The organism is Ignavibacteriota bacterium (assembly GCA_016707525.1).
Taxonomy (GTDB): domain Bacteria; phylum Bacteroidota; class Ignavibacteria; order UBA10030; family UBA6906; genus JAGDMK01.
In genome coordinates, this window is record JADJHP010000001.1 from 733,224 (window position 1) to 755,410 (window position 22,187).

A 22,187-nucleotide genomic window follows, 5' to 3' on the forward strand; every position below is an offset into this window, starting at 1 on the left:
ACTGACTACTCCCATCGGATGGCCTGCACGGGCGTGAGGCTGGCAGCCCGCCGTGCAGGATACAAGGATGCAAGAAAACTGAGGAGCATGGACGCGCCCGCAACGGCAATGAAATCGGTCCACCGCACCTCGACCGGGATCGCCGGTATGATATAGACGGTCGGATCAAGGGGGAACAGGCCGAACCTGATCTGCAGATAGCACACGAACAGACCCCAGCACCGACCCCAGGACGGTCCCGAGCGTACCGACCAGCAGCCCTTCCACCATGAAGATGCGCAGGATGCTGCTGCGTGTCGCCCCGAGCGCCTTCAAGACCCCGATGTCCCGGCGCTTCTCGATCACGCCCATCGTCAGAGACCCCAGCACATTGAATGACGCGACGCCGACGATCAGACAGAGGATGATGTACGCGGTCCACCGCTCGATCTGCATCACCGAATACAGGTCCTTGTGCAGGTCGAACCACGTCGACACGCGGTATGCCGGACCCAGGGCCTTCTGCAGGTCGTCGCGCGTCTCGTCCGACACCTCGATCGTGTGCAGCCGTACATCGACACCGTTCACCGTGCCATCCATCTGGAAGATCTCGCGTGCGGTCTCGAGGGAGACGAACGCATAGTGGGCATCATAGTCCTTGTTGTTCGAATCGTAGATGCCCCGCACCGCGCACGGGCGGATGATGGGATCGCTCAGCTGCACCATCATGGCATCCACGCCCACAGGACTGAGGATCGCGAGCTGTGCATCGACCATCGTCCCCATCCTGTCCGCGAGTGTCTGCCCCAGGACAACACCCGACTCGCCGGGGGTATCACCGAACGCGAACGCTCCGAGGACCGTCCGTTGCTTCACTCCGGAGACCCCCTCGATGGTCGAATCGACCACGCCCTTGACCATCACGACCTTATGCATCCTGTTCGCGATCATCAATGCCTTCCCCGCGATGTAGGGAGCGGCAGCAGCAACGCGGGGGTCACGCCGGACCACATCCAGCACGCTGTCGGTCGAGGCCAGGGACGGCCCGCTGGCCGCCTCGATGCGGAGATGGGGGTCGAAACCCACCAGGACCTTCGTCACCACGCTGTTGAAGCCATTGAACACGGACAGCACGATGATCAGCGCGGCAACGCCGACGGTGATGCCGATGATGGACACGAGCATGATGATATTGATGAAGCGGATCTGCCGCTTCGACCGCACCAGCCGGGCCGCTATGAACCGTTCAAAGTACATTCAGGAGAACCTGATGGCTGAGACAGGATCGAGGCGTGCGGCGAGCCGCGCCGGCACGAGGGCACTCAGGAGACAGAGCGCAACGGTGATCACGGAGACCAGCGCAAAATCCTCCCACCGCAGCAGCACCGGCACCGACGTCATGAAATAGATGTCGCTGGGAAGCGAGAAGATGTGCAATTCCTGCTGCGCAAGAGCGCAGAGAATGCCAGGAGATCGCCGAGGGCGGTGCCGAGCAATGCGATGAAGAGCCCCTGGCGGAGGAAAATAAGCGTGATCCCCCACCTGGTCGCCCCCATCGCGGCGAGCACACCCACTTCCCTCGTCTTGTCCAGCACCATCATCAGCAGCGTTCCGATGATGTTCACGGTGGCGACGATGATGATGAGCCCGAGGATGATCGGGATGGGTTTCTTCTGGAGTTCGATCCAGCTGAAGAGATTCCGGTAGGATTCGAAGACCGTCCGCGCGAAATGCGGATATCCGAGCATGTCGGTGATCCGCTCTGCGACAGCGTCCGCGCTGTCGGCGCGGCTGAGCTGGATGTCGTACCCGGAGACCGCATCCGGCACCTGGAAGAGGATCTGCGCCTCCTTCAACGGGGCGTAGGCATAGACATCATCGTATTCCGCCATCCCGCTCTCGTAGATCCCGGTCACCTTGAACGCCATCGCACGCCCCTGCCCGCCCTCCAGGATGCGCCCGACGCCGAACACGACGACCTTGTCTCCGACGTCGACCGCGAGCCGCGAGGCGAGTTTCCGTCCGAGCACGATCCCGGGTGTGGCACCCTGCGGCTGCTCCAGGATGAACTCACCGGCGACCATATACTTCCGCGCGGCCAGTTCCTCCTTGGTCCCGTCGATCCCTTTGAGAAGGATGCCGTCCACGCCGTGGCGCGACCGGATCAACGCTTCGCGCGCGACGTACGGGATGACGCCGATGACGGAGGGTGAACAGGTGGAGATGCGGAGGGCGTTCTCGCGGTACTCGCGCAAAGGCAAGTTCTGAAACCCGCTCACCTGCACGTGGCTCGTGAAGCCGACCACCTTTTCGGTGATCTCCTTCTCGAACCCGCCGAGAACGGAGAGCGCGATGATGAGGGTCGCGGTGCCGAGCATCACGCCCAGCACCGAGATCCCGGCAATGAATGAAAAGAACCCCGCATTGCGGCGTGACCGGAGGTAACGCGACGCGATGAAGTGGGTGTACTGCATCTTATGATGGACCCTTCGTCCCTGAAGCCATCAGGAAGCCGCGCATGAATGCATCAAGGTCGCCGTCCATGACGGCGGCCACATTGCTCGTCTCGATATCCGTCCGGTGGTCTTTCACCAGGTTGTACGGATGGAAGACATAGGAGCGGATCTGGCTCCCCCACTCGATCTTCTTCTTGGTGTTCTCGATCGCATCCCGCTTCGCCTCTTCCTCTTCCTTGCGTCGCTGGTACAACTGCGACTTCAGCATCTTGATGGCGCGTTCCTTGTTCTGGAACTGCGAACGCTCCTGCTGACAGGCAACGATGATACCGGAGGGGACGTGGGTGATACGCACCGCGGTCTCGACCTTGTTCACATTCTGCCCGCCCTTGCCGCCCGAACGGAACGTGTCGACCTTCAGGTCCACAGGATTGACCTCGATCTCGACGTCGTCCTCCATCTCCGGATAGACGAACACGGAAGCGAACGACGTGTGGCGGCGTGCGTTGGCATCGAACGGCGAGATGCGGACGAGCCGGTGCACACCGTTCTCCGCCTTGAGGTACCCGTACGCGTACTGCCCGGTCACTTCGACCGCCGCACTCTTGATCCCCGCCGAGTCACCGTCCTGACGGTCCACCAACGCCACCGTGAACCCCTTCGCTTCCGCCCAGCGGATGTACATCCGCAGCAGCATCTCGCCCCAGTCCTGCGCCTCCGTACCACCGGCCCCGGCATGGATCACGAGGATGCAGTTCCGCTCATCGTCCACACCGCTGAGCATGTTCCGGAACTCGAGCTCCTCCATCCCGGTGCGCACGGTCTGCAGTTCACCCACGATCTCAGCTTCGTAGGAACCCTCTCCCGACTCTTCCGCAAGTTCGATCAGGGACTGCGCGTCATCCAGTTTTCGTGCGAGGGCCGTCCACTGATCGATCCACGACTTTCGTCCGGCGATCTCCTGCATCACCTTCTGGGCGGCAACATTGTCGTCCCAGAAACTCGCCGCGTGCGACCGTGCCTGCAGCTCTGCTACGATCTTTTCCTTGCCATCGAGGTCAAAGATAACCTCGGAGACCCTTGAGCCGTTCCGTGAGTTCCTTGATGCCTGCTTTCTGATTCTCGAACATTGTCGTATCCTTCTTCACACTCTTGTATAGACAGTTGCCGCCCTCGGGCGGTTGACAGACGGATCAAGACGCGGCTCAGACCGTACGGATATGCAGTTCCCGGAGTTGCTTCTCGTCCACTTCATTCGGGGCTTCATCCATCAACGACACCGCACTGGCGGTCTTCGGGAACGCAATGACGTCCCGGATCGACTTCATGCCGGTGAGGAGCATCATCAGACGGTCGAACCCGAAGGCGATCCCGCCGTGTGGCGGGGCACCGAACCGGAACGCTGAGAGGAGGAACCCGAACTTCCGGTTCGCTTCCTCTTCACCGATCCCCATCAATGCGAACATCTTCTTCTGGAGCGTCTGGTCGAAGATACGGATGCTTCCGCCTGCGATCTCGGTGCCGTTCAGCACGAGATCATAGGCGCGCGCGCGCACCTTCCCCGTCTCGGTGTCGAGGAGCGCGATATCATCCGCATGCGGCGACGTGAACGGATGGTGCACCGCCACGAACCGCTTTTCCTCATCGTCATATTCCAGGAGCGGGAACTCCGTCACCCAGAGCATCGCGGTCTTCGTCTCGTCGATCAGGTTCAACCGCCGCGCCATCTCCAGGCGGAGCATCCCGAGGAAATTGTATGCCCGGCTCCATGTGTCAGAGATCATCATGACCAGGTCGCCCTGCTTCCCGCCCAGGTGCGTGGTGATGCGTTCCAGAAGCTCCTTGCCCAGGAACTTTTCGTTCGGACTTTCCAGACCGTTCTCGGTCCACTTGATGTACACAAGCCCGCCTGCACCGAGCGACTTCGAAAAGTCGACAAGATTGTCCATCTGGTTCCGCGTGAACGACGCGCCGCCGGGGACCACAAAGCCACCGACCACCCCGCCGCGCTTGACGTTCTCCGAGAACACCTTGAACGGCGCCTCGCGCACGAGGTCGTTCAGGCAGCCGATCTCCAGGCCGAACCGTGTGTCGGGCTTGTCGCTGCCATACCGCTCCATCGCTTCTTTGTACGTGAGCCGCGGCAACGGGAGCGTCAGGTCCACGCCCTTGAATTCCTTGTAGACGCGCTGCATCAATCCTTCGGTAAGGTCGCGGATATCGGATTCATCCACGAAGGACATTTCCACGTCGATCTGCGTGAACTCCGGCTGGCGGTCCGCCCGCAGGTCCTCATCCCGGAAGCACTTCACGATCTGCATATAGCGATCGTACCCGGCCACCATCAGGATCTGTTTGTAGGTCTGCGGCGACTGCGGTAAGGCATAGAACTTTCCGCGATGCACGCGGCTCGGCACGAGGTAGTCGCGCGCCCCCTCGGGCGTGCTCTTCATGAGAACAGGGGTCTCCACCTCGATGAACTGCCGCTCGTGGAAATAGGCATGCACGAGCTGATACAGCTGGTGCCGGAGCATCATGTTCCGCTGGAGCTCGGGCCGGCGAAGGTCAAGGTAGCGGTATTTCAACCGTATATCCTCGTTCGCCTCCACGCTGTCATCGATGGGGAACGGTGGCGTGTCGGCTTTGCTCAGGATCTGCAGATCGTCCGCCAGGACGTCGATCATCCCGGTCGGCAGGTCCGGATTCTCCGTTCCTGCGGGGCGCTTCTCCACCACCCCGGAGACGGAGATCACAAATTCGCTCCTGAGCTCTTTCGCAAGCTGGTAGGCATCGGCGTTATTCTGCGGATTGAACACCACCTGGGTCTTGCCGTAACGGTCACGGCAATCGATGAAAATGACACCGCCAAGGTCCCTGCGGACATCGACCCACCCGTTCAGGGTGACCCGTGTCCCGGTCGATTCCAGACGTAATGCACCGCAGGTGTGTGTTCTTTTCGTGAAAGTCGCCACCGTTTACTCCTTCAAGTGAATCTTTAATATAGAGATTTGAAGACAGAGTATCAAACCGAGCCTTGAGCTTTGCCCCCGATTTGTCTATGTTCCTGAAGATCTGCCACCACCTGAGGGGCTCTCATGCGCACCCGGACCACACTCGTCCTGCTTCTCGTTGTTGTCCTGCCCACCCTCCATGCCCAGACGGCCCTCGATCGGGCGAACAAGCGCATCGAGCGTTTGGAGACGATCCTGAGGATCCAGGACCGGAGGACGCAGAACGATGGCTCGCTCAGCGCCCTGCTCGAGGATGCCGACCCCATCGTCCGGGAACGGGCTGTGCGTGCGTACGCCAGCATCCAGGACAGCAACGCGCTCGGAGTGATCATGGGCCGGCTGCAGGACCCGGATCGTGACGTCCAGCGGTCCGCCTGTCTCGCCATTGGGCAAACCGCCCTCCCTCTTTCATCCAGCGCACGGGCATCGCTCGAACGCGAACTGATCTGGAAGCGTCTTCCCGACATTGGCACGCCCTCGGAACTCATGGAAGAACTCGGCAAGTTCGCATCTGCCGATGCGCTCTCCGACCTCCTCATCCGGTACGGCAACAGTGCGAACGAACAGCATACCGATGGCCTGACCATGGCCCTCGTTCGGTTCGCGATCCGTGGGGTCACCAGCCCTGCGGCAACCAGGTATCTTCTGCGCCATACCTATCCACAGGATGCAACGACCTGGCAGACCATGTACGCCCTTCAGCGGACAGGGGCGACACCGGAGATCGCAGCGGAGATCGAACACCTCGCGCTCCTCCGCCAGCATCCGGATCCGCTCGTCCGCATGAACCTCGCGGCTCTCCTTGGCAAGCTCAAAGACACCCGGGTCGGACTGGACCCCCTCCGGCGGCTCGCGGAATTCGACAGCGACTGGCGCGTCCGCGTGAATGCCCTCAGGGCACTCACGGCCTTCCCGGTCAGGACCGACCCGAGCACGCTGCTTATCTTCCGGCGTGCCTTCTATGACAGTGACAATATGGTCGCCGTCACGGCGCTCGCGGCGTTGCGAAACTCCGACCTCGTTGCGGCCGACACGTTGGGAGGTGCAGCAGAGCTCTTCCAGCACCTCCGGCGGCTCGCGATGAACGAATCAGGGAATTTCGTCTGGACCGTGCAGTCTGAAGCCGCACAGTCGGCCGCGGCGTTGCTCGGTCCGGCCGCGTTCCCGCATGGACTCCCCACTGCCACCACGCCCCGGCACCTGCACGCAGATCTTCTCCGGGCCCTCGGAGCAACGGGAGATCCGTCCGGGCTTCGCCGGCTCACCGAAATGTCGCGTTCCTCCGATCCGGTGCGCGCATGTGGTGCCATTGACGGACTCAGTGCGCTCGCCCGCAGATGCACGTGGGACCAGAGCATTCCCGGATCCGTACGGGGCGCATTGCTCGAGGCCGTGTCATCCGAAGATGTCGCCATCACCGGAACGGCCGCCGGTGCGCTGACGGACTCCATCATCCGCGATCAGTCGATCGTCCCGCTCTTGCTCAAGGCTCTGAGCGCCCAACGACTCCCTGACGGGCTCGAGGCGATGCAGGAACTCATCGGCGCCCTCGGCACGATAGGCGATAACCGGGCGGTGCTCCCGCTGCTGGACCACCTCCGTTCCTCCGACCGGACCATCGCGATCGCGGCGGCAAAAGCGTTGGGCCGGATCACGGGAACGGATTATGTCTCACGCCTCCCCGTCGCACAGGAAGCATTCTACACGGACTTCGACTTCACATTCTTGCGCGCTCTCCCGGAGACGTTACAGGTATCGCTCGAGACCGCACGCGGGACCATCCAGGCGTCCTTCTACAAGAATGCCGCGCCGTTCACGGTGATGGCACTCGTCAAGCTCTCGGAGCAACGGGGATTCTACAGGGGCCTCACCTTCCACCGCGTGGTCCCCAATTTCGTCACGCAGGGCGGATGCCCGCGCGGCGACGGCTGGGGCGGCCCGGGGTTCTCACTCCGTTCGGAGTTCTCTGCATTGCAGTACGGGGAAGGGACCATCGGGATCGCGAGTGCAGGAAAGGACACGGAAGGGTCGCAGTTCTTCATCACACACTCACCACAGCCACATCTGGACGGGCGCTACACGATCATCGGCAGGGTGACGGAAGGGATGGCGGTCGTCCGCGCCCTGCAGCGGGACGACCGCATCTTTGACCTGAGGATACAGAGATAGTATGGCCGCTCGCCGGTCAGGCCGCAGGCAATGCGAGCACTTCTGACGCAGTGCCCGGCCGGGTGGCCGTGCCCCCATCGATGCCCTGTCCCGGCCGATCGATCCGCGCCGGCAACGTGAGGGCCGCACCCGCAGGCTTCGCAGCCTTGTCCATCTCTTCGTAGTTCAATTCCGATCCCAGCACACTGTGCGGGATCAGGAAGACGATCAGCGTCACGACCGCCGCGCCGAACGCCCATCGCGCAGAATGCTTCCCCCGGTGGAACATGGCGACGGCCACGCCCCATGCCAGGAACGCGACAAGGGTCTTGTTGTCCGTCATATCATGTCCGAACGGCCACCCCGTCCAGTAGGCATCAAAAGCGTACTTCTGTACGATCGGCCCGAGGATCAACCCACCGATACCCATCAGGACAAGCGTCACATACATCATCTGCTTCAGGTTCTTGCCGGTCCCCCACAATTCCAATCCCGCCCTCACCGAGAACAGCATGCTGAGGAACATCACGGCGACATGCGTGACAAGGACCGCCGCGGGCACATCGCCGCGGAACCGGATGACCACGCCACCTTCAACGGGCAACTGCACGTTCGTCTCACCTGATCGCAGGGTGACCCTGTAATCCAACTTCCCTGCCGGGGGCTGGTGCGGAAGACTCGCGACGAGCGCACCGTTCTCCTGTGTCATCTCCACCGCCATCCACGGATCGTTCGTCTTGTGGCGCTTCCATGCGAGCGTGCCCGTCGCCGGAACAGCACCGGTCGTGATGCGGACCTCCTGATCCCCATCGCCGCCGTGACTGCGGGGAAGCGAGTATGCGATCGATCCTCCCCGGAGGTCGGCCGTTCCCGAGAGCGGGTACGTCGGCCCCGTCCTCCGCTGATAGATGCCGGATGCCACGGTCACAACCACGGCAAGGGTCCAGAATACCACTGTCCTCATGACCATCATTCTTCCTAGAGATTGAAGTACATTTTGTATTCGAAGGGATGAGGCATCGTCCCGATCGACTTGATCTCCTGCTCCTTCAACTTCACCCACTGGTCGATGAGTTCCTGGCTGAAGACGCTTCCCTGCTTGAGGAACTCCTGGTCGGCCGCGAGGGCATCGAGCGCCTCATCCAGGTTGCGCGGAAGGAACTGGATATGCTCGCGCGCTGAATCGTCCTGGATGTTCTTGTCGAACGGCCCGTACCCCTCTTTCACCGGATCGATCTTCTTGCGTATGCCGTCGAGCCCCGCGAGGAGCATGGCCGACAGGCAGAGATACGGATTCGCGGTGGCGTCCGGCGGACGATATTCGAAGCGCGTCTCCGCCGGATTGGACACATACTTCGGGATGCGGATCGCCGAGGCACGGTTCCCCATGCCGTAGGTGAGGGCGACAGGAGCTTCGAAGCCTGGCACAAGGCGCTTGTACGAGTTCGTGGAAGGGTTGGTGAATGCCGACAGCGCGGGGGCATGCTTGAGCAACCCGCCGATGAAGTGCCGTCCGAGGGCGTTCACGTTCCCGTACTCCCCTTTCTGGTAGAAGGCATTCTTTCCATCCTTCGTGAGGAAGAGGTGCAGGTGCATCCCGTTCCCCGCCTGCTGGTACATCGGCTTCGGCATGAACGTGATGAAGAGGTCGCGCTGTCGCGCGAAGTTGAACAGCGCGTACTTCGCGGTGATGATATTGTCCGCGGTCGTGAGCAGATCGGCGAAGTGTGTCTCGATCTCCTGCTGTCCGCGTTCACCCGTCTCGTGGTGATGATATTTCACCTTGATCCCGAAACGCTTGAGCAGCGCGCAGGCATCGTCGCGGAAATCGTCATAGACATCGAACGGATTCGCGGCATGATATGCGTTCTTGAAGAACTCTTCGGCGTGCTCCACCTCATAGAAGGAAGAAGAGGTGCGGGTGTCGAAGCGCACACGCGAGAAGATGTAGAACTCGAATTCCGGACCCCAGAGAGACGTATCGACGCCGACAGCATCACGCAGAAGCTGCTCGGCCTTCACGGCCAGCGCCCGTCCGTCCTGCGAGAACGGCGTGCGGGCCTCATCGGTGAGGAAGATATTCGCATAGAAGCTCAGCGTGGGCATGGTACGAAAGGGATCCAGGACCGCGGTCTTCAGGTCGGGGATCATGATCATATCGCTGTTCTCGACCTTCCGGAATCCGTAACTCGATCCATCGAACCCGACACCTTCATTGAGCAAGCGTTGAAGGAGGCCCGGGTGGACCGGGAGTGAAATGTGGTGCAGTGCACCGGTAAGGTCGATGCACTTCAGATCGATCATCTCGATCTTGTGGCGCTTGATGAGCGCATTGCATTCCTGCACGAGGCGTTGTGACATGGGGATCTCCACTGGGGGGTTGCAGCAGAACAGGCGTTACCGGTGGGATAATATACGCAAAAAACCGGCCCCCGCCAAGGCGGAGGCCGGTTTCGGGCTCAGCGTCCCGCCTCCTTCTTACGGCATGGTGTAGGTCCGTGTGAAGGTCGAGGTGAATCCGCTATGCGTGATGGTGATGATGACGCTCACCTGCGTGCCGGCCGGCGGCAGACCCGTGCCCGGCCAATTGATCGTGATGGCGTACGCGTTGGACAACTGTCCGCTGATACGCTGATAGACCTGGACCAGCTGGGCCGGATTCGGCGCGTAGAAGTAGAACCCGCCTGTGCTGTCGGCGATCTGGACCAGATCCCGCTCCGAGCTGTAGGCACCCGGAGGTGTCGAGTGATAGGCGCTGTCGAAGAGTCCGACCGTATAGACCGGGATCGCATTCCGCCGCGACGCGCGGAAGATCGAATCCCGCGGGACATTCGAGTCGTTCTCACCACCGTCGGTGAACGCGACCACGGCACGGGCGTAGCTCGAGGAGGACTGCCCGGATGCGTCGATCAGTCCGCGGACGATGGAGCTGTACAGCGCGGTCAGATTGCGGTCGAACGACAGGGTGTCCGCGGCCCGCAACAGCAGGTTCTTGTCGGACGTGAACGGCTGGACGACGGACACCTGTGCGAGGTCACCGAACTTGATGATCTCGGCGCGGTCCGAGGTGCCCATGGCCGTGACGAACGTCTTCACGGCGGTCTCCATATTCTTGATCGTCACATACTTCCTCGCAACAGAGTCATATGCACCGTAGTACATGCTGCCGCTGTAATCCATGGTCATGGCGACGGCGATATTCTTGCCGGATTGCGACAGCGTCTGCAGAATGATGGTGCCGGTGAGTGAGTCGGCAACCGTCACCTTCGCCGTCCCCCAACGCAAGCGAGCGGTGATGTTCGACGAGGTCAGACCGGTGATCGCGTTCCCATCCTGATCGGTCACGAACAATGTACCCTGGGCCTGCGTACGCGAGGTCGGCGCCAGCGTACCGTTCGCGGAGATCGAGGTCGTCGCCGGCCCCGACGGGCCGTCGTCATCTTTCGAACATCCGCCTATGGTGAAGAGCAGACCGGTGACCAGGACCGCGAACAACAGCATGAGCCAAATCTTCTTCATGGATACGACCTCCAGGTGTGGTTGAGCGTGGTAGCTGACGGTGTCCCCCTGCATCTCGCTTCATCCTTGCAAGCGGAGTGCCAACTGTATGTCCAGAGATACTTCACAGTTTTGACATGTTCGGGCATGGAGAACCCCGACCCTGCGTGTTCTATCATGCAGGAGGTCACAATTGGCCACTCGCGCGAGCGTTGAAAGTCTCAACACCCGCACCCGGACCGGGCATCGCGGCACGGTTGCTTCCCAGAGTCGATTTCGGTAACTTCGGTCACTGGTACCCCGTTCTTCTACCCTTCACAATTTGCTCTCCCAGTTCCAAACCCAAGTCATCAGGAGGCGAACGTACGCATGAGCATCAGTCAATTGGCACGATCCATCGCCGAAAGCCCGACCCTCGCGCTCAATGAACAGGCCCGGCTGCTCCGGGAGCGTGGCGAAGCGGTCATCCATCTCGGCGCCGGAGAACCGAAGAACCGCGCGCCGATCAACGCGATCCTGAGTTCTGCAGCGAAGCTGAACACCGGCGACATCAAGTACACGCCCACCGAGGGCATTCCCTCGCTCCGCAAAGCGATCATCCGGTACACGGAAGAGAACTACGACCGGATCGCCGCACCCGAGAACATCCTGGTCTCCGCCGGCGCGAAGCAGGCACTCTTCAATCTCCTCTTCACCATCGTCAACCCCCAGGAAGAAGTGATCGTCCTCGCCCCCTACTGGGTCAGCTATCCCGAGATGATCAAGATGGTGTACGGCGTGCCGGTGATCGTAACGCCCGAGGATGGCAAGTTCATTCCGCGCATGGCGGACATCGAGCGCGCGGTCAGTTCCTACACCAAGGCCATCATCGTGAACAGCCCGAACAACCCGTCGGGTGCGGTGTATCCGGCGGAACTGATCGGACAACTTGTCGAGCTGTGCGAACGCAAGGGCATCTATCTCATCATGGACGATATCTATCACCGTCTGGTGTTCGATGGGAAGCGTACCACGTCCGCCTATAGCTGCACCACGAAGGACCTCGACTCGACCAAGGTCATTTCGATCAACGGCATCTCGAAGCTGTACGGCATGACCGGGTTCCGGATCGGCTGGGTCGTTGCTCCCCGGAAGATCGTGGAGGTCATGACCAACGTCCAGGCACAGACCACCTCCTGTACCTCCGTGATCCTGCAGGCCGCGGCCGAAGGTGCCCTCATCGGCCTCCAGAGCGTGGTGGAGACGCTGCGCATGACGCTGGAGAACAACCGGAACGTGATGATCCAGGAGTTGCGGGCGTTCAACGGCATCCATATCACACCGCCGGAGGGAACATACTACTGCCTGCCGGACTTCCGCGCCTACAATAAGAGCTCCGTCGAGCTCTCCCAGTTCCTCCTCAAGAAGGCCCTCGTGGTCACCGTCCCGGGCAAGGAGTTCGGCATGGAGGGTCACCTCCGGTTGAGCTATGCCACCACGGTGAAGGATATCAAGCAGGGCATCGAGCGGATCAAGTGGGCACTCGACCCGACCGCTCCGAACGAGATCTACATCGGCGAACGCAAAATGACACGGGACTGGCTATGAACAACATTCTGGATATCAAGACCCCGGCACAGGGCGAGGCCTCCGCGGTCAAGAGCGACTTCGGCCTCGACTCCCACGGGCTCAGCAATCTGCGCATGGCCTACTGGAACCTCCCCACGGAGGCGCTGTACGAAGAGATCACCTTCCGCCGCGAAGCGCGCATCGCACAGAACGGCCCGATCATTGTGAATACCGGGAAACACACGGCGCGGTCCGCCAACGATAAGTTCGTCGTGCGCGAACCGTCGACCGAGGACCACATCTGGTGGGGCGAGTACAACCGGCCGTTCAACCCCGACAAGTTCAACGACCTGTACAACCGGCTGCAGGGGTTCCTCCAGGGGCGGGACGTCTTCGTGCAGGACTGCTACGCGGGTGCCGATCCGAACTACCGCCTGCCGGTGCGCATCATCACCGAGTACGCGTGGCACAGCCACTTCGCGCGGAACATGTTCCTCATGCCCGCCACGAACGAAGAGCTGCGGCGCCATGTGCCCGAGTTCACCGTCATCGCTGTACCGTCGTTCAAAGGCATCCCGCAGATCGACAGCACGGCGACGAACACCTTCATCGTGGTGAACTTCGCGCAGAAGCTCTGCATCATCGGCAACACCGGGTATGCCGGCGAGATCAAGAAGTCCGTCTTCACGATCCTCAACTACCTCCTCCCCCTTCAGACGGTGATGCCGATGCATTGTTCGGCGAACATCGGGCCGGAGGGGGACACCGCGTTGTTCTTCGGGCTCTCCGGCACCGGGAAGACCACACTCTCGGCAGATCCCGGGCGGCGGCTGATCGGCGACGACGAGCACGGGTGGAGTGACGACGGCGTGTTCAACTTCGAAGGCGGATGCTACGCGAAGGTGATCCAGCTCTCCGCGCAGGCCGAACCCGAGATCTATGCAGCGACGCACCGGTTCGGCACGGTGCTCGAGAACGTCGTGTATGACCCGGTCACGCGCATCATCGACCTCGATGACGAATCGCTGACGGAGAATACGCGTGCCTCGTATCCTCTGGACTTCATCGCGAACGCGGTGCCGGAGAAGATGGGCGGGCATCCGAAGAACATCATCCTCCTCACCTGCGATGCATCGGGGGTGATGCCGCCGATCGCAAAGCTCACGCCCGACCAGGCGCTGTATCAGTTCATTTCGGGGTACACATCGAAGATCGCCGGGACCGAGGTGGGGTTGAGCAAGGAACCGGAGATGACCTTCAGCACCTGTTTCGGTGCGCCGTTCATGGTGCACCGCCCGGCGTTCTACGCTGATCTGCTGAAACGGAAGATCCTCCGGCATGGGGCGACCTGCTGGCTGGTGAACACGGGATGGATCGGCGGGCCGTACGGCATCGGCAAGCGCATCAGCATCAGGTACACGCGCGCTGCTGAACGCAGCATTGAGCGGGAAGCTGCTCGATGTGCCGTACACGGTCGACCCCGTATTCGGATTCAGCGTGCCGCAGCAGTGCGACGGCGTCCCGGAGTCCATCCTGAACCCCTCGGGTTCATGGCCGGACAAGAACGAGTATATGCGCAGATACAAGGAACTCGCCACGCGGTTCGTGGAGAATTTCAAGAAGTACGAAGACGGGTGCCCGGCAGAAGTGAAAGCAGCAGGTCCCCGGAAATAGACGGAGCAGACAACAGGATCGTAGCGCAACTGCTGCCGGTCCGGCCGTGACGCAGAAGGGCGAGAGAACCCACACGTTCTCTCGCCCTTCTCATTCTCCGGCACAGATGCCGATGTCCCGGTCGCTGGCCTGTGGGCCGCTACCTCTTCCTGCCCCCCAGGATCGATCCCAGCACGCCCCGGATCACTTCACGGCCGATCTGCGTGCCGGCGGCGCGGAGTGCGCTCTTCGCCATCGACGCCATGATCGATTCAGGCTCGCGTCCCCCGCGCGTCTTCGGGAGGGGCACGGGCGCGTCGCCACGCGCCTGCTGCGGTTCCGCCGCGGCCCCGGCCACCCGGGCCCTGAGCTTCTCATACGCCGATTCGCGGTCCACCAGTTTCTCGTAGTGGCCGTAGAGCACGGAGCCTTTGATGATCGCCGCACGCTGATCGGGGGTCACCGGCCCGATCTGCCCGTGGGGCGGACACACGAGGGCACGTTCCACGACGCCCGGCGTTCCCTTCGCATCGAGGAACGATACAAGTGCTTCACCGACGCCGAGTTCCATGATGGCCTTCTCCACATCGAGCCCGGGGTTGGCCCGGAACGTTTCTGCCGCCGCCCTCACAGCCTTCTGGTCGCGCGGTGTGAACGCCCGAAGCGCATGTTGCACCCTGTTCCCGAGCTGCCCGAGAACGACGTCGGGGATGTCGAGCGGGTTCTGGCTGATGAAGTAGACGCCGACACCTTTTGAGCGGACGAGCCGGACGACCTGCTCGATCTTGGTGAGCAGCGGCTTCGGCGCATCGTTGAACAACAGATGGGCCTCGTCGAAGAAGAACACCAGCTTCGGCTTGTCGGCATCCCCCACTTCCGGCAGGCGTTCGAACAACTCCGCGAGCATCCAGAGAAGGAAGGTCGCATAGAGTTGCGGCGAGAGAAGGAGTTTGTCCGCGGCGAGAATGTTGATGATCCCGCGCCCCTTGGTGTCGGTCTGGATCAGGTCTTCCAGGTCAAGCGCGGGCTCGCCGAAGAACGTGTCCCCGCCCTGCTCCTCCAGTCCGAGCAAACCGCGCTGGATGGTACCGATACTGGCGGCCGACACGTTGCCGTAGCTTGTCTTGTACTCGGACGCATTGTTGCCCACGTGTTCGAGCATCGCGCGCAGGTCCTTGAGATCGAGCAGCAACAACCCGTTATCATCGGCGATCTTGAAGACCATGGTGAGCACACCCGACTGCGTATCGTTCAGCGCGAGGAGGCGCGACAGCAGCATCGGCCCCATCTCGGAGATGGTGGCACGGACCGGGTGGCCCTGCTCGCCGAACACATCCCAGAAGACCGCCGGTGAGGCGGCATACGCAAAGTCCTGCAGGCCGAGCTGTTTGATGCGCTCCTCGATCTTCGGTTTGCTGACGCCTGCCTGCGAGATGCCGGAGAGGTCTCCCTTGACGTCGGCCATGAACACGGGCACACCGATGCGGCTGAAGTGTTCGGCGAGGACCTGGAGGCTGACCGTCTTTCCGGTTCCTGTCGCGCCGGCGATCAGGCCATGGCGGTTGGCCATCGTGGGGAGGAGAAAGACTTCCCTGTCGCCTTTGGCGACCAGGAGGGGTTCGGGTGCGGCACTCATGAATGTTCCTCTGGGGTGGATGTGAGAGAACGCAATATATCAAAGGAGGGGAAAAAGGCAAAAGGAAAACGGGTGAAGGGGACGAAGGCCCGGAAACGCCGGCCGGACCGGCGCAGTGGGAGTGGCTGAAATGGGGACGGAAGGCCTGACGGAAGAACGGCGAAGGGCGGAGAACGTTGTGCCGTCTCCGCCCTTCACCTCTGGTCCTGCTCCGGTGTACTGCCGGGGATCACTTCGCCTGTGCGAACTCCATCAGCAGGGTGATGTCCACGGTCTCGCCCACGACCAGCCCGCCTGCCTCCACGGCCTTGTTCCATTTCACGCCGAAGTCAAAGCGATTGATCGCGGTGGTCGCCTTGAAGCCGATCTTGGTGTTGCCCCTGGGATCCTTCACGGTACCGGTGTAGCGGGCATTCAGCACCACCGGCTTTGTGACATCGCGGATGGTGAGGTCGCCCTTGATCACATAGGTATCGGTGCCGGTCTTCTCGAACGACGTGCTCGTGAACGTGATCGCCGGGAACTTGTCGGCATTGAAGAAATCGTCCGAGCGAAGGTGCTTGTCGCGCCCTTCGTTGTCGGTATTGATGCTGGCGGTCTTGATCGTGGCGGACAGCGAGCTTCCTGCGAAGTCGGCGGTGCCCTTCTGCGTGAAGGTCACGTCGAACTCGCGGAAATTCCCGGGGACCTCGGCGATGACCATATGGGTGACGGAGAACTTGACCGCGCTGTGGGCATTGTCAAGCTTCCACGTGGTCTGGGCAACGGCCCCGCTGATGGCGAGGACGAGGGTGAGGACGGCAAGGATCGTGCGCTGCATAGGCGGCTCCTGAACATGGACGTTGGGGTCGAGTACCGATATACCTATGGAACGCAGGAGAGGCAAGCGGAAGTTCCCCGCCGGGGCAATTATTTTAAATTTGAAGTAATTCCCTGTTCTTCCGCCCCCCGGCCGAGCTTCCGCAGCAGGTCCCCCAGGCGTTCCTGTTCCTCGGCGGACAGGACGGAGGCGATCCGCGCCACCGCTTCCGCATGCCGCGGAAAGATCCGCCGGAACAACCTCGTCCCCCGGGGCGTCAGGGCCACGAAGACCACGCGACGGTCCAGGGTGCTGACCGTCCGCTTGACCAGCCCCACCCGGATGAGATTGTTCACCACCACGGTGATGTTCCCTCCCGTCGACAGGCTTGTGTGCGCCAGATCGCCCAGCGTCATCCGCCCCTTGTGGCCAAGGGATTCCAGAACGCCGAACTGGGCCTGCGTCAGGCCGTACCGCCGGATGTCCCCGGCGGTCAACCTGCTCATCGTCGCGTACGCCCGGGCCAGCTTCACCCACATGCCCAGTGCGCGGTCCGCCACCTGCCCGTACCTCCCGTTCGATCTCATATCCGATCCTTCTGCTTTACCTGTGGCCTCGCATGACGTTGCATCTCCACGGGATTTTCCCGAACTTCCTGAGCACAATGGAGATGACCATGAACATCCTCGTGACCGGAGGCTCCGGCTTCATCGGGAGCCATATCGTTGAACACTATCACCGGAAGGCGTCCGTAACGGTCCTCGACAGCTTCCGCTCCGGGTTCCGTCACAACCTCGAAGGCTTCAACGTGCGCCTCGTGGAAGGAAGCGTGACGGATGAAACCCTTGTCCATCAGCTCATGAAGGGTGTGGACTACGTGTTCCACCTCGCTGCGCTGGTGAGCGTCCCGGAATCCATGGAGAAGCCACGCGAAACGGTGGACATCAACGTCCGCGGTGCCCTCCATGTCCTGGAAGCGGCGCGCGCAAGCGGCGTGCGCAAGGTCGTGATCTCGTCCTCCGCCGCGATCTACGGCAACAATCCCGTGGTGCCCAAACTCGAGAGCATGGTCCCCGAGCCGCGCAGCCCGTATGCGATCACCAAACTCGACGATGAGTATTACGCGCGCATGTTCACCGAGGACTGCAATCAGCCGGTCACCTGCCTCCGGTACTTCAACGTCTTCGGCCCACGCCAGAATCCGAAATCGCAGTACGCTGCCGCCGTTCCCATCTTCATCGACCGCTGTCTGCGCAATGAGGACCTGGTGATCTACGGCGACGGCGAACAGACCAGAGACTTCATCTACGTCAAGGATATCGTTGCCGCGAACGCGGCCGCCGCAGAAGGGAATGCCACGGGAGTCTACAACATCGCGTGCGGCAGGAGCATGAGCATCCGCGCGCTCGCCGACACGCTGAAGAAGATCACGGGCTCCTCCAGCCGCATCATCCACGCCGAGGAGCGCGCGGGCGACGTGAAACACTCGCTCGCCGATACGACCCGGGCACGCACCCTGCTGGGATTCGCGCCCTCCTTCACCCTGGAAGACGGCTTCACGGCGACCATCGACTGGCTGCGCACCCGCCGGGCCTAGTCACGATACCTCCGCGATCACCTGCCGGCGGGAGCCGGGGCACCCCCTCCCGCCGCGCGCTTCCGTATCACCTTCACGGTCTCCCCCACGATCAACACCAGCAGCGACGCTGCAAGGATGTATCCCACATGCGCCGGCTTCAGCGCCGTGGTCATGAACACCGCGTCCAGGCCGGGCACATAGACCGTCAGCCCGGTGAGCACGACCGTGATCGCCATGCTGGCATACAACACCGGATTCGGATGCCGCGAGGCCCGGCCGCGGACCACCGAGTCGGTCAGCGAACGGCAGTTCAGGCCGTTCACGAGCCGTGACGCGATGAGCGCCCAGTAGAACAGGGTCATGGCGTAGATCTCGGACATCTGCATATCGAGCGCGAGTGTGTACACCCCGAGCGGCACGAGACCGATCACCAGGCCGATCACCCCGATCATCGTGAGCGCGTTCGTGTCGAGCATCCCTTCCGACCGGCGGCGCGGCGTATGACGCATGATGCCGCTTTCCGGCGGTTCGACGCCCAGGGCGATCGCGATCAGGCCGTCCATGATGAAGTTGATGAACAGCACCTGCACGGCGGCAAGCGGCAGCGGCATGCCGGCGAGCAACGCGATGACGAGCGCGAGGACCGTGCCAAGGTTCCCGCTGAGAAGGAAGACGAGATATTTCCGGATGTTCTGAAAGATGCTGCGCCCTTCGCGGACGGCTTCCACGATCGTCGCGAAATTGTCGTCCGTGAGGATCATGTCGGACGCTTCTTTGCTCACGTCGGTACCGGTGATCCCCATGGCCACCCCGATATCCGCACGCTTGAGCGACGGCGCATCATTCACGCCGTCGCCCGTCATCGCCACTACTTCTCCGTGGCTCAGGAATGCGTTCACGATCCGGAGTTTGTGCTCCGGCGAGATGCGCGCAAAGATGTCCGTCGTCTTCACCGCCACGGCGAGCTCATCGTCCGACATCCGGTCGAGGTCCGCTCCGGCAAGCGCACCCGCCCCATCACGGAGGATCCCGAGTTCCCTGCCGACCGCCAGCGCCGTCACGAGATGGTCGCCGGTGATCATCACCGGACGGATGCCGGCCTGCCTGCACGTACGGATGGCGTCGAACACTTCAGGACGCGGCGGGTCCTGGATCCCGACAAGGCCTGCAAAGATGAGCCCCCGTTCCGCCCCGGAGAGGTCCTCCCGTGGGCCGGTCCGCTTGTATCCGAGTGCCAGCACGCGGAGCGCATCCTGTGCCATCTCCTTCGCCTGTTGCAGGAGAAGAGTGATGCGTGCTTCGTTCAACGCCACATCCCCCGCAGCGGTGTGTTCATGGGTGCAGAGAGCGAGGACGACCTCCGGTGCACCCTTGGTGCACACCAGCGCGCCGTTCCCATCGTTGTGGACCGTGGTCATGCATTTCCGTTCCGATGTGAACGGGATCTCGTCGATGCGTTGATACTCCTGCGTCAGCACCCCGTGATCGAGCCCGGCCTTCGCCGCGGCGACCACGAGCGCACCCTCGGTAGGATCCCCGATGATCACCCAATGACCCGGCGCCGGTTCCTGCAACAGCGCATCATTGCACAACAACCCGGTCACCAGGATTTGCCTGATCACCGGGTCCGGAAGCGGGGGGATCGCCTTGCCCCCCTTCAGGAAGGATCCACGTGGCTCGAACCCGGCACCGGTGATCCCGTATGTCACACCTCCGCAGACGAGACGGCGAACGGTCATCTCGTTCTGGGTGAGCGTTCCGGTCTTGTCCGAACAGATGATCGACGTCGCACCCAGCGTTTCCACCGCGGGCAATTTGCGGATGAGCGCATTCCGGGTCGCCATGCGCCTCACACCGAGCGCCAGCGTGATCGTGACGACGGCCGGCAGGGCCTCGGGGATCACGGCGACGGCGATCGCGACGCCCCAGATGAACATCTGCAGCACAGGATAGCCCTGTAATAATCCGAGCCCGCTCATGGCAACAGCAAGGATGAACGATGCGATCCCCAGCGTGCGCCCGAGCTTATCGAGCACGACCTGCAACGGCGTCCTGGTCTGCCCCGTCCCCTGCAGCAACGCGGCGATCTTTCCGAACTCCGTTGCGCCACCGGTACCAATGACAACCGCGGTCCCCCGCCCCTGCACCACGGAGGTCCCGCTGAACACCATGTTGGTGCGGTCGCCGAGGGGAAGGTTTTCACCGTCGAGAGGAAGGGTGGTCTTGCGCGTGGCGAGCGACTCGCCGGTGAGCGTGGATTCGTCCACCTCAAGGTGCGGTGCATCGATGATCCGGGAGTCCGCGGGAACAGCATCACCGGTCTTCAGCACGATGACGTCCCCCGGGACGACCTCGCGTGCGGGAACGAGCTGGTCTTTGCCATCGCGCCGGACGGTGGCATTCGGCGCGGCAAGACGCTGGAGGGCCTCGAGGGCGCGTTCCGCCTGATACTCCTGGATGAAGCCAACGATCCCGGCCAGGATGACGATGACCAGGATCGCGATCGCTTCAACCCACTCCCCCATGAACGCGGAGATCCCGGCGGCAGCGAAGAGCGTCAGGATAAGGATGCTGGCAAACTGCCGGAGGAAGAGGACGATGACGGATTCCTGTTGCGCCTTCGGCAACTCGTTCGCGCCTTGCGAGGACAGCCGCCGGGCAGCCTCGTCGGGGTGCAAGCCATCGGCCCCCGACTTCACGCGTCGCAGAACGTCGTCAACGGGGAAGGAATGCCACGGCTGTCCGTGTTTCTCCGATACTTCCCCCGCGGGACGCCGTGCGACGTCTGCGGCTTCGGTCATAGCGCGCGCCCGGAGGCCATCGCCTCAAGGCGTGCGATACGTTCTTCCATCGGCGGATGGGTGCTGAAGAGTTTCATGACGCCGCCGCCGCTGAGCGGGTTCACGATGAACATGTGCGCGGTGCTGGGCGACGCGTCCATCGGTATCTGATGTGCGCGCGCTTCAAGCTTGCGGAGCGCATTGGCGAGGCTCATGGGATTGCCGGCCATCTGCGCACCCCCTTCATCGGCCATGAACTCGCGGGAACGCGAGATCGCCATCTGGATCAGCATCGCCGCGAACGGCGCCACGATCATCATGACGAGTCCCCCGATCGGGCTCCCGCCCTCACGGTCATCGGAGCTGCGGCCTCCGCCGAAGATCATCGCCCATTGGGCCATGTTCGCGATCATACTGATCGCACCGGCCATCGTCGCCGCGATCGTCCCGATCAGGATATCGCGGTGCTTCACGTGGGCAAGCTCATGCGCGATCACGCCACGCAGTTCATCGCGCGACAGCAAACGCATGATACCTTCGGTCACGGCAATGGCCGCATGATCCGGGTCGCGCCCTGTCGCAAAGGCATTCGGCTGGTCGCCGCGGATGAGATACACTTTCGGCATCGGCAACCCACCGTTGGCCGCAAGTTCCCGGGTGATCTGGAACAGTTCCGGCGCATCCGCCTGGGTGAGCTCCTGTCCGCCGTACATGCGCAGCACGATCTTATCGCTGAACCAGTACGACCCCACGTTCATCACCAACGCCATCACGAACGCGATCATCATCCCGCCTTTGCCGCCGATCAGGCTGCCGGCGAACACCAGCAGGACCGTCATGACCGCCATGAGAAAAACCGTTTTTGTAGTATTCATAGAGTTCTCCAGAGACGTCTTGTACATTCTACCCGCAGATCACGAGATTTTCGAAGACAAGGATACGGATCGGCTCCCACTTCCAACACCGGGGAACGGGCGGAAGTTCAACGGCATAAGATACAACGAAGTATCAATGATGGCAAGGGTTTACAGCTCTGCGCAGGCCGCGGCCGTGGCCGCATCGCACTCTTGTCTCCGTACACCTTGATTCCCGCCGTAGTC

17 protein-coding genes and 1 pseudogene are annotated in these 22,187 nt (G+C 62.0%); 4 read left to right on the forward strand and 14 right to left on the reverse strand.

The features are described from left to right. Window positions 1-5: 5 nt before the first annotated feature. From IPI01_03125 to aspS, 6 genes are all read right to left on the reverse strand, one after another. Window positions 6-206: a hypothetical protein gene (locus tag IPI01_03125; protein MBK7256812.1), complete on the reverse strand. Its 201-nt coding sequence runs from the start codon at window positions 204-206 to the stop codon at window positions 6-8. Further along, on the reverse strand, window positions 166-1,236 hold the full coding sequence (locus IPI01_03130; protein ID MBK7256813.1) for an ABC transporter permease: 1,071 nt from the start codon (window positions 1,234-1,236) through the stop codon (window positions 166-168). The genes IPI01_03125 and IPI01_03130 overlap by 41 nt, the downstream gene beginning before the upstream one ends. Then, window positions 1,237-1,380, reverse strand: a complete 144-nt coding sequence (locus IPI01_03135) for a hypothetical protein (GenBank protein ID MBK7256814.1) — start codon at window positions 1,378-1,380, stop codon at window positions 1,237-1,239. Then, window positions 1,377-2,453: an ABC transporter permease gene (locus IPI01_03140; protein MBK7256815.1), complete on the reverse strand. Its 1,077-nt coding sequence runs from the start codon at window positions 2,451-2,453 to the stop codon at window positions 1,377-1,379. The genes IPI01_03135 and IPI01_03140 overlap by 4 nt, the downstream gene beginning before the upstream one ends. Before the next feature lies 1 nt (window position 2,454). Next, window positions 2,455-3,555 (reverse strand): peptide chain release factor 2, encoded by a 1,101-nt coding sequence (gene prfB / locus IPI01_03145; GenBank protein ID MBK7256816.1) that lies wholly within the window; start codon window positions 3,553-3,555, stop codon window positions 2,455-2,457. An 85-nt stretch (window positions 3,556-3,640) separates the two neighbouring features. Further along, window positions 3,641-5,407, reverse strand: a complete 1,767-nt coding sequence (gene aspS / locus IPI01_03150) for an aspartate--tRNA ligase (GenBank protein ID MBK7256817.1) — start codon at window positions 5,405-5,407, stop codon at window positions 3,641-3,643. 123 nt (window positions 5,408-5,530) lie between these two features. Between aspS and IPI01_03155 the strand changes: the two genes are divergently transcribed. Then, the gene (locus IPI01_03155; GenBank protein ID MBK7256818.1) at window positions 5,531-7,615 is read left to right on the forward strand and encodes a peptidylprolyl isomerase; all 2,085 of its coding nucleotides are present in this window, start codon (window positions 5,531-5,533) and stop codon (window positions 7,613-7,615) included. 16 nt (window positions 7,616-7,631) lie between these two features. Here IPI01_03155 and IPI01_03160 read toward each other — a convergent pair whose 3' ends face one another. The 3 genes from IPI01_03160 to IPI01_03170 all read right to left on the reverse strand — a co-directional run bounded on the left by IPI01_03160 (window position 7,632) and on the right by IPI01_03170 (window position 11,113). Then, window positions 7,632-8,558: a hypothetical protein gene (locus IPI01_03160; protein ID MBK7256819.1), complete on the reverse strand. Its 927-nt coding sequence runs from the start codon at window positions 8,556-8,558 to the stop codon at window positions 7,632-7,634. Window positions 8,559-8,572: 14 nt separating this feature from the next. Further along, the gene (gene glnA / locus IPI01_03165) at window positions 8,573-9,955 is read right to left on the reverse strand and encodes a type I glutamate--ammonia ligase (GenBank protein MBK7256820.1); all 1,383 of its coding nucleotides are present in this window, start codon (window positions 9,953-9,955) and stop codon (window positions 8,573-8,575) included. 117 nt (window positions 9,956-10,072) lie between these two features. Continuing rightward, window positions 10,073-11,113 carry a VWA domain-containing protein gene (locus tag IPI01_03170; GenBank protein ID MBK7256821.1) on the reverse strand — a complete coding sequence of 347 codons (1,041 nt, stop codon included), beginning with the start codon at window positions 11,111-11,113 and terminating at the stop codon, window positions 10,073-10,075. Window positions 11,114-11,461: 348 nt separating this feature from the next. Between IPI01_03170 and IPI01_03175 the strand changes: the two genes are divergently transcribed. Continuing rightward, entirely contained in the window at window positions 11,462-12,679 is a 1,218-nt protein-coding gene (locus IPI01_03175) for a pyridoxal phosphate-dependent aminotransferase (GenBank protein ID MBK7256822.1), read from the forward strand. Then, window positions 12,676-14,314 (forward strand): annotated as a pseudogene (gene pckA / locus IPI01_03180) (phosphoenolpyruvate carboxykinase (ATP)). Before IPI01_03175 ends, pckA begins: the two are co-directional and overlap by 4 nt. A gap of 139 nt (window positions 14,315-14,453) precedes the next feature. Here pckA and IPI01_03185 read toward each other — a convergent pair. The 3 genes from IPI01_03185 to IPI01_03195 all read right to left on the reverse strand — a co-directional run bounded on the left by IPI01_03185 (window position 14,454) and on the right by IPI01_03195 (window position 17,315). Further along, window positions 14,454-15,929, reverse strand: a complete 1,476-nt coding sequence (locus IPI01_03185; protein ID MBK7256823.1) for a DUF853 family protein — start codon at window positions 15,927-15,929, stop codon at window positions 14,454-14,456. Between the two features lie 229 nt (window positions 15,930-16,158). After that, window positions 16,159-16,749 (reverse strand): polyisoprenoid-binding protein, encoded by a 591-nt coding sequence (locus IPI01_03190; protein ID MBK7256824.1) that lies wholly within the window; start codon window positions 16,747-16,749, stop codon window positions 16,159-16,161. Between the two features lie 89 nt (window positions 16,750-16,838). Further along, on the reverse strand, window positions 16,839-17,315 hold the full coding sequence (locus IPI01_03195; GenBank protein ID MBK7256825.1) for a MarR family transcriptional regulator: 477 nt from the start codon (window positions 17,313-17,315) through the stop codon (window positions 16,839-16,841). Window positions 17,316-17,404: 89 nt separating this feature from the next. Here IPI01_03195 and IPI01_03200 point away from each other — a divergent pair, with 89 nt between their 5' ends. Beyond that, entirely contained in the window at window positions 17,405-18,325 is a 921-nt protein-coding gene (locus IPI01_03200) for an NAD-dependent epimerase/dehydratase family protein (protein ID MBK7256826.1), read from the forward strand. A 17-nt stretch (window positions 18,326-18,342) separates the two neighbouring features. On the opposite strand, the gene IPI01_03205 is transcribed toward IPI01_03200, so the two are convergent. Together IPI01_03205 and htpX are read right to left on the reverse strand one after the other, a co-directional pair. Next, the gene (locus tag IPI01_03205) at window positions 18,343-21,108 is read right to left on the reverse strand and encodes a cation-translocating P-type ATPase (protein MBK7256827.1); all 2,766 of its coding nucleotides are present in this window, start codon (window positions 21,106-21,108) and stop codon (window positions 18,343-18,345) included. Beyond that, window positions 21,105-21,962, reverse strand: coding sequence for a zinc metalloprotease HtpX (htpX, locus tag IPI01_03210; protein ID MBK7256828.1), 858 nt, complete (start codon window positions 21,960-21,962; stop codon window positions 21,105-21,107). The genes IPI01_03205 and htpX overlap by 4 nt, the downstream gene beginning before the upstream one ends. Window positions 21,963-22,187: the final 225 nt, after the last annotated feature.

What these genes read in the sequence shown, in the direction of transcription:
- IPI01_03135 (MBK7256814.1), bottom strand. Translation starts at nt 1,380, where the DNA reads ATGACGTCGGTGCCGGTGCTGCTGCGGTGGGAGGATTTTGCGCTGGTC.
- glnA (MBK7256820.1), bottom strand. Translation starts at nt 9,955, where the DNA reads ATGTCACAACGCCTCGTGCAGGAATGCAATGCGCTCATCAAGCGCCAC.
- IPI01_03200 (MBK7256826.1), top strand. Translation starts at nt 17,405, where the DNA reads ATGAACATCCTCGTGACCGGAGGCTCCGGCTTCATCGGGAGCCATATC.
- IPI01_03155 (MBK7256818.1), top strand. Translation starts at nt 5,531, where the DNA reads ATGCGCACCCGGACCACACTCGTCCTGCTTCTCGTTGTTGTCCTGCCC.
- IPI01_03195 (MBK7256825.1), bottom strand. Translation starts at nt 17,315, where the DNA reads ATGAGATCGAACGGGAGGTACGGGCAGGTGGCGGACCGCGCACTGGGC.
- IPI01_03170 (MBK7256821.1), bottom strand. Translation starts at nt 11,113, where the DNA reads ATGAAGAAGATTTGGCTCATGCTGTTGTTCGCGGTCCTGGTCACCGGT.
- IPI01_03190 (MBK7256824.1), bottom strand. Translation starts at nt 16,749, where the DNA reads ATGCAGCGCACGATCCTTGCCGTCCTCACCCTCGTCCTCGCCATCAGC.
- IPI01_03205 (MBK7256827.1), bottom strand. Translation starts at nt 21,108, where the DNA reads ATGACCGAAGCCGCAGACGTCGCACGGCGTCCCGCGGGGGAAGTATCG.
- IPI01_03160 (MBK7256819.1), bottom strand. Translation starts at nt 8,558, where the DNA reads ATGAGGACAGTGGTATTCTGGACCCTTGCCGTGGTTGTGACCGTGGCA.
- IPI01_03130 (MBK7256813.1), bottom strand. Translation starts at nt 1,236, where the DNA reads ATGTACTTTGAACGGTTCATAGCGGCCCGGCTGGTGCGGTCGAAGCGG.
- IPI01_03185 (MBK7256823.1), bottom strand. Translation starts at nt 15,929, where the DNA reads ATGAGTGCCGCACCCGAACCCCTCCTGGTCGCCAAAGGCGACAGGGAA.
- htpX (MBK7256828.1), bottom strand. Translation starts at nt 21,962, where the DNA reads ATGAATACTACAAAAACGGTTTTTCTCATGGCGGTCATGACGGTCCTG.
- IPI01_03140 (MBK7256815.1), bottom strand. Translation starts at nt 2,453, where the DNA reads ATGCAGTACACCCACTTCATCGCGTCGCGTTACCTCCGGTCACGCCGC.
- IPI01_03175 (MBK7256822.1), top strand. Translation starts at nt 11,462, where the DNA reads ATGAGCATCAGTCAATTGGCACGATCCATCGCCGAAAGCCCGACCCTC.